This is a genomic window from Verrucomicrobiota bacterium, assembly GCA_016200005.1.
GTDB lineage: Bacteria > Verrucomicrobiota > Verrucomicrobiia > Limisphaerales > PALSA-1396 > PALSA-1396.
On record JACQFP010000022.1, the window covers coordinates 66,103 to 79,160 of the forward strand.

Annotated in this window: 6 protein-coding genes; all 6 read left to right on the forward strand. The window is 55.7% G+C overall.

From position 1 onward, the window contains the following. Nucleotides 1-31 precede the first annotated feature (31 nt). The 6 genes from HY298_07515 (at nt 32) to HY298_07540 (ending at nt 13,055) form a co-directional block, all read left to right on the forward strand. Nucleotides 32-3,094: a hypothetical protein gene (locus HY298_07515; protein ID MBI3850122.1), complete on the forward strand. Its 3,063-nt coding sequence runs from the start codon at nt 32-34 to the stop codon at nt 3,092-3,094. 134 nt (nt 3,095-3,228) lie between these two features. Further along, entirely contained in the window at nt 3,229-7,083 is a 3,855-nt protein-coding gene (locus tag HY298_07520) for an Ig-like domain-containing protein (protein MBI3850123.1), read from the forward strand. A gap of 95 nt (nt 7,084-7,178) precedes the next feature. Next, complete coding sequence (locus tag HY298_07525) at nt 7,179-7,769, forward strand: dephospho-CoA kinase (GenBank protein MBI3850124.1); 591 nt, start codon at nt 7,179-7,181, stop codon at nt 7,767-7,769. Nucleotides 7,770-7,871: 102 nt separating this feature from the next. Further along, nucleotides 7,872-10,070, forward strand: a complete 2,199-nt coding sequence (gene glgB, locus HY298_07530; protein MBI3850125.1) for a 1,4-alpha-glucan branching protein GlgB — start codon at nt 7,872-7,874, stop codon at nt 10,068-10,070. 216 nt (nt 10,071-10,286) lie between these two features. Next, nucleotides 10,287-12,740 (forward strand): DUF1553 domain-containing protein, encoded by a 2,454-nt coding sequence (locus tag HY298_07535; GenBank protein ID MBI3850126.1) that lies wholly within the window; start codon nt 10,287-10,289, stop codon nt 12,738-12,740. Between the two features lie 12 nt (nt 12,741-12,752). Then, nucleotides 12,753-13,055 carry a hypothetical protein gene (locus HY298_07540; protein ID MBI3850127.1) on the forward strand — a complete coding sequence of 101 codons (303 nt, stop codon included), beginning with the start codon at nt 12,753-12,755 and terminating at the stop codon, nt 13,053-13,055. The last annotated feature ends 3 nt before the right edge of the window (nt 13,056-13,058 follow it).

Consider the following 13,058-nt stretch of genomic DNA (forward strand, 5'->3'; position numbering starts at 1 on the left):
ACATGAGCTACAATCATCCGTGCAATCAAATATGAAACGACTGTTACTATCAGGTTTGATGAGTTTGATTCTGCTCCCGAGCATTGCATGGGCAACCGACGACACTTATGTCAATAATGGGAATGTCATCTTTCCGCCTCAGATCGACGCCACCAACGTCATCAACAACGGCACCTTTGACTTTAGATTTAACACGACGGTGCTCCCCTTCGACACGTCGAACACGCGGAATTTCACCAACACTGGAAACATGGTCGGTTCGGTCGGTTTTCGGTTTGACAACTCTCCGTCGAGCAGCGGCACCCGGAAACTCGCGGCGAACTTCAGGAACCGGCAGGCCGGCGTGATTACAGCTATTGATGGCATCGGAATTCTCTCGCAAGTAGATGGCCAACCGCTCAACACTGAGTTCCTCGTTCCCTCCTTTTTGTTGATCTCGGCTACCAATGTCATCAACGAAGGAACAGTGAGCGCGGGCGCCGGCGGCTTGTTACGAATGGTCGGCACGAACATAAATTTGGCCCGCAGCGGAGTCCAAATCAGGCCCATTGTTCCGCAAGGCAGTATCAATAATCTCTTCACCAACTATTTTGCTCCTGAGATCGCCATCTACGACAACTATTGGGGACAAACCAACCAGGTCATGGATAGCGCCAATATTATTCAAGCCTCCGGGCCGGATGTGATTGTGACATCGCCTCCGAGCGATGTTCAGTTCTCTCCCAGGTTCATTTTTGGCGGCGCCTTTTTTGGAACCATATTTGGGACTGCGACAATTCAACTGAACAATCCTGTTGGCGATTTCTACACCAACACTTTGGCCTTCACCAACATCATGTTTACCAACATGACCGGCGGGCTGGAGAGCACGAACGTGCCGCTCACCAACGTCCAGCAGGCGGTCTTCGTCCAATTGCCGGCCTCGGGGGATGTTAATGTGGGCATCAGATTTTTTAACAGCACAGACATTCGGAATCCGATGAAGACCGCGTCCGTGGGCATCAGCCTGGCCCAGACCAACGTGGTGACAACCGGTAATGACTTGTCTTCGATTTATCTGGTGGACACCCTGGCTTCGGAGACCAATCGCAGTTTTTACACGAACTTTACCGACCTTTTGACCTTGCGCCCGCAGAACTATCTGCTCGAACGCTTGGAGCCATTTGAATTCGCCTTCGGGTTTTCGGGCAACGCAGATTTCACTCCTAATTTCTTATACGACACAAATTTCGCGAGCGCAACGGTCACCAATGACTATGCCGCCTATTCCGCTTTCGTTGACAACATCGCCTCGCGTCCGCCGAACATTCCCGCCGGCACGGTCACGAATTTGCCCGGTCGGATCGAGATCGAGGCCGACAGTCTGGATGTGACCAAGACACGCTTCCGTGCCGATGGGTTGCTGAACATCCGCACGAAGCATCTCATCAGCAGCAGCAACGCCGTGGTCGATTGCGAGAATCTCAGCTACACGCTAGGCTCCACCAACGGTAACTTGAAGGTTCAAAACCTGGCCAAGGAATCCGTCACGCGCTTCCAGGGAGACATCTTCGCCTGGAGCGGCGTTTGGACCAACCAGTTGAACATTATCATTCCGAATTTCGCGCCGGACCCGGCGGACACCAATGTGCCGCCAACAAAGTTTATTCCCGCTCCCCTCACCAATGTCACGGAAGTCCGCCTCCATGCTTTGCTGGTATATGCCGGAGACATGCTGACTGAAGTGCCAGTGGTCGTCAATGCCATGGTCACTCACAGCACGAATGTGGCGATCAACGACAAAATGATCGTGGTGCAGTCGTTTTTGATCGATGGGCAGAGCTTCACCCTCAATGGCAGCATCACTTTTTCCAACACTGTTTTCATTGATACGCGGGGGAATGCCATAGTGGTTTCCCTCGACAGTTGGATCGCCACGAATGCGCCGAATCTCTTGTATTTCACCAACAATGGCACCCTCAAAATTCCCAGGGAGGCTCATTTCGGCGACGATCGTTTGATACCGTACTCGGCCTTTGTCAACAAAGCGAACATAACTGCCGGGGGCCAATCGATCGCCAGCAGCTACTTCGAAAACGACGGGAACCTGACTGCCAACGACGGCGGCATCTTCGTGACGACCCCGTCCGGCAAAATGGAGGATGGCCAGATCAGCGCGACGGCCGATGTTCAATTCTTTGCCAGCGTTTTGAAATTTGATCGAAGCTCGATCAATACCGGCAGTCGTTTGGACCTGATGGTGACCAACTCGTTGTTTGATGCTGGTGGCACCGCTGGCAATCTTTTTACGTGCCGAGACGGCTTCCGGTTGCTGATCAAGCCGCAAACGGGTGATTTGCTGGGAACGACCTTCCAAACCGTGGCGCCGAATTTTGCGGAAGTTGATCATGATTGGGCCGGCGCAGACCGTGGCCCGAGCGCCGCCGGTTTCTCCGATAACGCCGCCATCGGGGGGTTGGCGTTGACGCCTGAAGGGTTCGATCCGCTCTTCGTTTTCAGCGGCACCGGAGAAGCCAATGGCCTGTATGTTGATTTTCTGGATCTCTCGCAGCTTTCCGATTATCAGAATCAGTTGCAAATCGACCCGAACCTGGTGATTTACTATGCCGCTGCGAGTCTCAGCTTCACTCCTCCGTTCACAAATGGCGCCCCGCAACAGCCAGAAGAATACCTGGACGGTCAGTTCAACGGCCATCTGCGCTGGGTCAGGGATTTTGCGGGTCCCAACAGTTCGGTGGCCGTTGTAAGCAACGGCGTGAGCATCCTCGTCAATCGCGCGCTGCGGAACAGTTTGATCATCGACTCGGATGGTGATGGCATCCCCAACGGCTCGGATTTCTTCCCATTTGACACCGTCTTAATGGCCAGGTTGGCGGTGACCAATCAGCCTGCGATGACCGCGGTTCTTTCGTGGAACGCCACCGCGCAAACGGTCTATCAAGTCCAGTCGGCGGACAACTTTATTTCACCGAATTGGCAGACGGTGCTCTATTACACCAACTCTGCCACCACAGATGGTGTCGTTACCATTCAAATTCCCGTGCCGCCAGGATCGCTCCGGCAATTCTATCGAGTGGGAACCAGCGCTCCGTGAAATTGCCATGAAGCGACAACGCGAAAGGGCGGATATTTTTCCGGCGGCGATGGTTCGTTGCAATCGTTGTGAACGGTCGCCGGGCTAGAGAATCAATCGCTGTGCCCATGCGTATGCATTTTAACTCAGAAGGTATGATGGCAGGATCACGCAAGTTGAATCGAGCCGCCGTTCTTGGCGCGCTGGTGGTGTGGTCGGGTGTGGCCGGGCCATTGCTGGCCCAGACCTCGCAGGGGAGGCCGGCCACTGCGGCGCGGCGAGCCACCGTGAATTTTACGGATCTGGCCCAGCAGGAAAAATCATCACCCGCAGCAAGGGGACCAATAAAGCCGAAAGCCATTCACCGTCCCTTGTCGGCTCCGCATCCGCAAGAAACTTCGACTACCCCGTTGAATCAAACCGAATCCCGACCGGCTTCACCACTGGCAGATGGACCGCAAGCACCAACCGTTGGGCCTGCGCTTGGGGCCAGTTTTCAAGGATTACTGGACAATAATCGGGTTATTCCTCCGGACACCCAGGGCGCAGTCGGACCTAACCACGTCATGACCACGCTCAATTCGCAAGTGCGAATTCAAAACCGCCAGGGTGGTGTCCTCAGTACCGTCACCTTGGACTTTTTCTGGCGTAGTCTCGGTCATGCTGAGGCCTTTGATCCCAAATTGGTTTACGATCAACAAGCCAACCGCTGGGTTTTTGTGGCGCTATCCGATCCCTTTTCAGGGACTTCGTCGTTGATGCTTGGCGTTTCCCAGACCTCCGATCCCACGGGCAACTGGAACCTTTTTGATGTGGATGCCGATACAGCCAACACCTTGTGGGCCGATTATCCAAATCTGGCATACAACGGTAAATGGATCGTGGCGACCGTGAACATGTTCGGCGTCAGCTCGCCGTTTTTCGGCCGCACACAGGTTTATGCATTTGATAAAAATGATCTTGGCGCCACCGGCGGCGCGGCCCATACGGTGTTTAATGATTCAGGCTTTACGCTTGTGCCCGCCGTGACCTTCGACGCCAGCGAATCGAACATGTATCTGGTCAGCGAAGAAACCTCATCGAGTTTGAGAATTTCTTCCATCAGCGGCGCAGTTGGCTCAGAGACCTATGCCAGCAACGCTGGTACTGTTTCCTCTCCCCAAAGCTGGGATTTTGGTGCGGCGACGGTTAATTCACTACCACAGTTGGGAACCAGTGAGGGGATCGATGCCGATGATTCCCGGATGCAGATATGCGTCAACCGGAATGGATCGCTGTGGGCCACCCATACGGTGTTTCTTCCGCCCGGATCCCCGACGCACGCCGCGGTGCAGTGGTGGCAGTTCAGAACGAACGGGACACTGATCCAGCGCGGTCGCATCGAAGATAATTCGGGACAAGTGCATTATGCCTATCCCAGCATCGCCGTGAATCAAAATGACGATGCAGTGATCGGCTACTCACGTTTCTCTTCGGCCCAATACGCGAGCGCCAACTACTCTTTTCGTTTTTCGGCCGACCCGGCCAATACCATGAGTGGGGACGTGGTGCTCAAAGCCGGCGAAGCACCTTACCGCAAGGATTTCGGGTACGGAGATGTGCGCTGGGGAGATTACAGCGCCACGGTGGTGGATCCGTTAAATGATTCCGATATCTGGACGATTCAGGAATATGCGGCCTCGCCCAGCGGGCCGGTTGACCGCTGGGGCACCTGGTGGGGGCAACTCCTGTTTGGCGGCCCGCCGGATGGCATACTCGAAGTCGGCATCACGCCGGTTGATGGAACAACCCTGCTTGCAGGAACGACAGAAAAAATATTTGTGCGAGTCACCGATGCTCAACCAGTGACGAACGCCACGGTGGTCGCAACCATCAACGGTGGTGCCAGTCTCGTCTTCAGCAATAATGGCGTTGCCCCCGATGCGATAGCTAATGACGCAATTTATACCGCCAATCTGGCCGTGCCCTCCAGCACGAATGATCTGACATTGAGTTTCCTCATTACTGCTCCGGGCAAAACCAACAGCACCAATATCGTCACTTACAGCGTCGTGCCGCTTCCGGTGAACGACTACTTCACCAACGCAACCAAAGTTCCCGTTGGCGGCGCGCTGTATCTCTCAAACAACAAATTTGCCACCATTGAACCGGGCGAACCACAACATGCCGGCGTCACCACGGTGGCGGGATCGCTTTGGTGGAATTGGTCGCCGGGCAGCACTACCAATGTGTTTCTCGACACGACCGGCAGCGCGATCGACACCGTCCTGGCCGTTTATACAGGCGCGACCTTGGGCACTTTACATCAGGTGGCGGCGACGAATGATGTCGGCTCAAAAAAGCAGGCTTACCTCAACATAAATGTCACAAATGGCGCATCGTATCGCATCGCTGTCGCCAGCTTGAACTCGACCTCGCTGGGGTCCCTTCGTCTGCGGGTCACGCCGGGAGGGCAACTGGACACGAATGCGCCCACAGTTTCAATTACGAGTCCTCCGAGCGGCCTTTACGTGGCCAATAATTCAATCACGGTTTCCGGCACCGCCAACGACCCGCAACTGAATTCCTCCGGACTGAACCAGGTGTTCATCAGTGTGAATGACCAATTCCCAAGTGCGGCCTCGGGCACCACCAATTGGTCTGGTACCGCCGGTTTAAGGGAAGGACCAAATACCATCAAGGTGACTGCCGCCGACAATGCCGGCAATGTTTCCGCGCCGGTCAGCGTTAACGTCACCTACGTAGTGGCAAATCCGGTCAACGACTTGTTTGCCAACGCGACTCTGCTCAGCGGCGATTCTGGCAGCGCCAGCGTTATCACCACCAACGCCACGAAGGAATTCAACGAGCCGAACCACGCCGGCAACGAAGGCGGCAAATCAGTCTGGTGGAACTGGCAGGCGCCCGCCGATGGCGCACTTTTCCTGAGCACGTCCAACTCTGCGTTTGACACACTCCTGGGCCTCTACACGGGCGGTCCGGTTGCCAATCTGACCACCATTGCCAGCAATGACGATGCCTATGACGGCGTCAGCTTCAGCCAGATCAACCAGGCTGTAAGAAACGGTCAGACCTACCATATCGCTTTGGATGGATTCGGCGGAAGTTCCGGGTCCGCCAGTTTGATGTATTTATTCACTGCCATTCCAGTGTTCAGTTTGACAGTCACCAGTGCAGGCAACGGAAATGTTACTCCACCGTCAGGTGATGTGGCCGCCAACTCGACCGTAGTTCTCACGGCCACGCCCAGTGAGTTCTATCAATTCGACAGTTGGACGGGCAGCTTCTTCTCGACGGATAACCCATTGTCAGTCGTCGTCAATTCTGACATCAATCTGACGGCCCATTTCCGCCCCATCAGTTTCACGGACGATTTTGAGACGGGCAATCTGCTGAAACTCACCTGGTCCACCTCCGGCAACGTTCCCTGGTTGGTCCAAACGAACACCGTGCTCGCGGGAAGCTTCTCTGCCCGGTCGGGAGTCATTGGCGACAATCAAACCAGTTCCCTGAGTTTCACGACGAACTTCGGCGGCGGCACGGCCTCGTTCTACTTCAAGGTCAGCTCGGAGCAGAATTTTGACTTCCTCAACTTCTATGTAGATGGTGTTTTACAGCAACAATGGTCGGGAGAGGTCGGGTGGACGAGCTTTTCGTTCCCGTTACCAGGCGGGACGCATACTTTGGAATGGCGTTACATCAAGGATGCCAACGTCAGCCTCGGATTGGATGCGGCATTTATCGACAATGTGAATTTGCCGTTTAGCGTGGGCATCGACGCTTCCACCCCCGCCCACCTCCAGATGGTGCGGCAGCTCGATGGCAGCTTGCTGCTCCAGATTCAGGGGCAAACCAATCAACAGTACGTGATCCAGGGGACCACGAGCCTGACGCCCCCAGTCGCCTGGCAAAACCTTTCAACCAACATCGCCACCGGCGGCATGATCCAGTTTATTGACCCGGGCACGGCGACCAACCCAATCCGTTTCTATCGCGCCATCGTGCCGTAAGTGTGCAGTTGCGAACGTGCCAGCGTTGTTCCTGACCGCAAACAGGCGGTCACGTTTGTTATCTCAAGCCGTTTCCCGCTCGCTTCAATTGTGATATGAAAGTTTTCGGTCTGACCGGCGGCATCGGCATGGGGAAATCCACTTCCAGTCAATTGCTCCGTGAGCGCGGCGTGGCGGTTGTGGACACCGATCTACTCGCCCGCCAGATTGTCGAACCGGGACAACCCGCCTTGGCAGAAATTCAAAAATCCTTCGGCAACGAGATTCTCGCTCCGAACGGTCAGTTGCGTCGCGATGAACTGGCGCGACGTGTTTTTGCCGACGCCGCAGCGCGCAAACAACTGGAAAACATTCTCCACCCGCGCATTCACTCTCTGTGGCAGGCTCAGGCTGCGGTTTGGCGTTCCGAAGGGCAGTCGCTCGCAGGCGTGGTGATTCCGTTGCTGTTTGAGACAAGTTCCGAGTCGCAATTCGACGCCACCATTTGCGTGGCCTGTTCCGCCCCGACACAGCGTCAGAGGCTGCTGAGTCGGGGCTGGACGCCCGAACAAATCGACCAGCGCATCAGCGCCCAGTGGCCAGTGGACAAGAAAATGGCCTTGGCCGATTTTGTCGTTTGGACAGAGGGCTGCCTCGACGTTCATAGGGCGCAACTCGAGCACATCATGCCACACGTATCGAAATAAGTTTCGTCGGGGCAGCGGATTTGGTTCTGCACCAACTTGTCGCGCAGGCTGTTTGCCTTTTTCCATTTCAATTCTCTCCCATCCTGCCAGAATGCCGCGGCCATGCTCCTAACCCAGGATGAATTACAGAGCTTGATTAGAGTTCAACACCGCTCGCCACACCAGTTGTTGGGCATGCATCCACTCGGCGATGGCTCCGGACTTGTGGCGCGGGCCTTCCTGCCAAATGCCGCGAATGTGGAGGTCGTCCCCACCCACGAAAAGCAGAGACCCAAGTTCAAACTCGAAGAACTACACGAAGCCGGTTTGTTCGAAGGCGTTACGCGGGAGGCCAATCACGTTTACGCTTACGATCTGGTGATCACGGATGGTCAAGGCAAGGTGCGGCGCACGCGCGATGCGTATTCCTTTCTGCCGACGCTGGGCGAGACTGATTTGTATTTGTTCGGCAAGGGTGATGAGCGCCGCATCTACGACAAGCTCGGCGCGCAACTGCGCACCTTTGATGGCGTCCACGGTACCAGCTTTGCCGTTTGGGCACCCAACGCGAAGCGGATCAGCGTCGTCGGCGATTTCAACGGCTGGGACGGGCGTTATCATCCAATGCGATTGCTCGGCGCATCCGGAGTCTGGGAGTTGTTCGTTCCGGGAGTGGGCGAGGGGACGCATTACAAATATGAAATCAAAAACCTCCTGGGCGCGTTGGTGTTGAAAGCCGACCCCTACGGGTTTTTCTTTGAAGCGGCGCCTAAGAACGCTTCCATCGTCTGGAACAATCGCAAATTTACCTGGACGGATGGACCGTGGTTGAAGCGTCGTCGCGAACAGGACCCGTTGAAATCGCCATTCAGCATTTACGAAGTTCATCTCGGATCGTGGCGGAAGAAGTCGGCGGCGGAATCGTTCAGCTATCGTGAACTGGCCGGGCCGCTGGTGGATTACGTCAAACAACTCGGCTTCACCCACGTCGAATTTCTGCCGGTGTCCGAACACGCCTTTTATCCGTCGTGGGGTTATCAGGTGACGGGTTTCTACTCGCCGACCGGTCGCTTCGGCACGCCCGATGATTTTCAATACCTTGTCAATGCGCTGCACGCCGCGGGCATCGGCGTGCTCGTCGATTGGGTGCCGGCGCATTTTCCGCGCGACGACTGGGCGCTCGCCCGTTTCGACGGCACGGCGTTGTATGAGCACGAAGACCCGCGCAAAGGCGCGCATCAGGATTGGGGGACACTGATCTTCAACTACGGCCGCCATGAGGTCAGCAATTTTCTGACGGCGAACGCGCTGTTCTGGTGCGACCGCTTTCACATCGATGGCTTGCGCGTGGATGCGGTGGCGTCGATGCTTTACCTCGATTACTCGCGCAACGAGGGCGAGTGGATTCCCAACCAATACGGCGGCCGCGAAAATCTGGAGGCGATTGAGTTCCTGAAGAAATTCAATCACCTCGTGCATACGGAATCGCCCGGCGTAGTCACTATCGCCGAAGAATCCACGGCGTGGCCGTTGGTGACGCGACCGCCGTATCTCGGCGGCCTCGGCTTTTCCTTCAAATGGAACATGGGTTGGATGCACGACACGCTCGACTATTTCAGCCACGATCCGGTGCATCGCAAATATCATCAGAACGACCTGACCTTCGCGATGATCTACCATCATCACGAAAATTTCATCCTGCCGCTTTCTCACGATGAGGTGGTCCACGGCAAAGGCTCGCTGCTGGGGCGGATGCCGGGAGATGATTGGCAGAAATTCGCGAACCTGCGCGCGTTGCTCGGTTACCAATGGTTGTTCCCCGGCAAGCCGTTGCTCTTCATGGGCGGCGAATTTGGTCAAAGCGCGGAGTGGAACGCCAACGCGTCGCTCGAATGGCATTTGCTGGAGCAAGGCCCTTACCATCGTGGCTTGCAACGGTTCATCGAGGACGTGAACAGACTTTATCTCGCTGAATCCGTGCTCTGGCAATCGGACTACGACACGAGCGGGTTTTACTGGATTGATTGCGCCGATCACCAAAGCAGCATCTTTTCTTTTGCGCGGCAGAATTCGGAGCGCACGAGCGAACTGGTGGTCATAATGAATTTAACGCCGGTGCTGCGGACGAATTATCGCATCGGCCTGCCGCGACCCGGCGACTGGCGCGAGGTGTTGAACAGCGACGCGGCGATTTACGGCGGCAGCAACGCGGGTAATCTGGGCGGTGTGAAGGCGGAAGATTACAACCAACACAACCAATCTTACTCCGCCGAATTCACTTTGCCGCCTTTAAGCGTCATGGCATTTCAGCCGAAACGTTAAATCTGAAATCCACCGTCCTTTTATGGTGGCCGGCGCAATGACGTCGTCGTAGAAGGACAGGCGTTTCTTGGTCGGCGAAAAGTCTTGCGAAAATCCGCTTGGTGCGTAGATTCGGAGCACAACCAGACCTGTAAGAAGATCGCTTTGCAGGCGTTCTTCGGTTCCGGTTTGAGATGGATTGATCTGATGCGCATGTGCCGCAACTTTAGTTTGACCGTGTCTGCGCTGATCGCGCTGGCAATCGTTTTACCAGCGCGGGCTGAGAAGATGGCTGCTTCCGGCAAGACCGCCGTGCCCGCGCCGCCTGTCCCGGCCATTCGCGCCCTTAAACTCGAACCCGCCTCGCTCACGCTTCACGACGGACGGGATGAACGCCGCGTGCTCGTCTGGGGCAAGACCGATTCCGGCCAGTGGCTCGACCTAACTTCACAGGCGATCCTGAAAAGCGATTCGCTGAACGTCGAGATCAACTCGGAAGGTTTCGTCCACGCCAAAAACAAAGGTGCGGCAGTGGTAACGGTTTCTGCGGCGGGTAAACAGATCAAGCTGCCAGTGACGGTTGAGAGCGCGACGGTGCCGGAGATTCGTTTTGTCCGCGACATCGAACCCGTCCTCAGCAAAGTTGGTTGCAACGCCGGCACCTGTCACGGTTCGGCCAAGGGCAAGAATGGTTTCAAGCTTTCGTTGCGCGGTTACGATCCTGATTACGATTATCAGGCGCTCGTCAACGACCTTGCCGGTCGCCGCATCAACCGCGCCGTGGTGGATGACAGTTTGATGTTGCTCAAACCAATTGCCGAGGTGCCGCATGAAGGTCGCCAAGCCATCAAGCCCGGCTCGCGCTATCATCAAATGCTGCGGCAATGGTTGGTAGAAGGTGCAAAAACTGAAAACCCAACTACCGCTCGCGCAAAGGAAGTGGAAGTCCTGCCTGCCGACGTGGAGATGGATCTGCCCGGGCGCACTCAACAAATCCTCGTGTTGGCGCATTACCCGGACAACAGCGTTCGTGATGTCACACGTGAGGCCGTCTTTACCAGCAACAATGGCGATGTGGCCGAGGTCAAGGATGGCGTTGTGACTGGTGTCCGACGCGGCGAAGCGGCGATCCTGATTCGCTACGAAGGGATTTATGCGGCGCGGGAAGTGCGGATCATGGGCGACCGCTCCGGTTTCCAATGGGCCAAGATGCCCGAAAACAATTACATCGACCAGCACGTCAACGCGAAGTTGAAGCGGATGAAAATCCTGCCTTCGGAACTTTGCACTGACGCAGAATTCATCCGCCGCGTTTCGCTTGACCTCACCGGTTTGCCACCGACACCGGAGCGCGTGCGCGTGTTTCTCAACTACAAGTCCCCGACCCGCGTGAAACGGGATCGGCTGATCGACGAGTTGCTGGAGAGCAAGGACTACGTGACGCACTGGGCCAACAAGTGGGCTGACCTGCTTCAGTGCAACAGCGAGCGTTTGGGGCAGAAGGGCATGTGGGTTTTCCGGGATTGGATCAAGCAATCGATTGCCCAGAACAAACCCTACGATCGATTCGTCCGCGAGCTGCTGACCTCCGAAGGCAGTTGCTATCAAAATCCGGCGGTGAATTATTATCGCGTCTTGCGCGACTCCGGCAAGATGACCGAGGACATCAGCCAGACATTTCTCGGCACGCGCTTCAACTGCAACAAATGTCACGACCACCCGTTTGAGAAATGGACACAGAGCCAGTATTACGAACTGGGCGCGTTCTTCGCCAAGGTCTCCTTCAAGAAAGGCCCGTTGCCGGAAGAGGAAGTTGTCTATCGCAATTATTCCGGTGGCGAGGTCAAGTATCTGAAGAATGACATGGTCGCGGCGGCAAAAGTGCCGTTCGGGAAGGCCGAATCCATGGCCGCCGACGCGGACCGGCGGGAGGCGTTGGCGGACTGGCTGACGGCGCGCGACAATCCGTTGTTTGCGAAATCCTACGCCAACCGCGTGTGGAGTTATTTCCTGGGCCGGGGAATCATTGAACCGGTGGACGACATCCGCGCCGGCAATCCGCCCAGCAACCCGGAACTGCTCGACGCTTTGACCAAGGATTTTCTTAAAAACAATTTCGATGCGAAGAAACTCATGCGCACCATTTGCCAGTCACGGACGTATCAACTCTCCATCAAGACCGGCAAATGGAACGAGGACGACAAAAGCAACTTCTCACACGCGGCCCCGCGCCGGCTAAGCGCCGAGCAATTGATGGACGCCGTGGCCCTCGCCACCGGCTCGGACGAGAAGTTCAAGGGTATGCCCCAGGGGATGAGTGCCGGTCAAGTGCCCGACGGCACGGTGGCGGGCAATGATTTTCTGGCATTGTTCGGACGCCCCAAACGCCAGTCCGCGTGCGAGTGTGAACGGACCAGCAACATCACGCTTTCCCACGCCATCAACATGATCAACGGCGATACGTTTGGCGAGGCCATCAGTGCGCCCAACAACCGCATCGCCAAGCTTGTGAAGTCGGAGAAGGACGACAAGAAAGTGGTTGAGGAACTTTACCTGGCCATTTTGTGCCGGTTGCCGACGGAAAAGGAAATGGCCGCGATCGATTTTTCGGCGGGTGGGACGCGTTTGGAAGTGGCGCAGGATTTGGCGTGGGCTTTGTTAAACAGTCCGGCGTTTTTGTTTAATCGGTAGAATGAAAAAGTTATGAAGATATACTCCTCCGAAATGGCTATCCCTGAACTAGAGAATGTCCCTTGCAAAGAAGCTCGTAGGATTTGGCGTCGGTTTTATTTTCATAATAGGGATTGGTTCAACTTGAGTTACCTGATTTGTCCGCTAGGGGCGGGCCTAGGTGCCGGAATTGGAGCATACTTTGAAATAGAAACGATCATTTCTGGACTTTTGGGCGCTTCACTTGGATTTGAGATTCACCGGCAAATCATGATCGACCATCTTCGCCCGAAAATTCGCTCTTATTTGAAAAACCACGAACCCCGACTGGAATAGGAG

Excerpts from the sequence above, each read along its gene's own strand:
- HY298_07540 (MBI3850127.1), top strand. The coding sequence starts at position 12,753 with ATGAAGATATACTCCTCCGAAATGGCTATCCCTGAACTAGAGAATGTC.
- glgB (MBI3850125.1), top strand. The coding sequence starts at position 7,872 with ATGCTCCTAACCCAGGATGAATTACAGAGCTTGATTAGAGTTCAACAC.
- HY298_07525 (MBI3850124.1), top strand. The coding sequence starts at position 7,179 with ATGAAAGTTTTCGGTCTGACCGGCGGCATCGGCATGGGGAAATCCACT.
- HY298_07520 (MBI3850123.1), top strand. The coding sequence starts at position 3,229 with ATGATGGCAGGATCACGCAAGTTGAATCGAGCCGCCGTTCTTGGCGCG.
- HY298_07515 (MBI3850122.1), top strand. The coding sequence starts at position 32 with ATGAAACGACTGTTACTATCAGGTTTGATGAGTTTGATTCTGCTCCCG.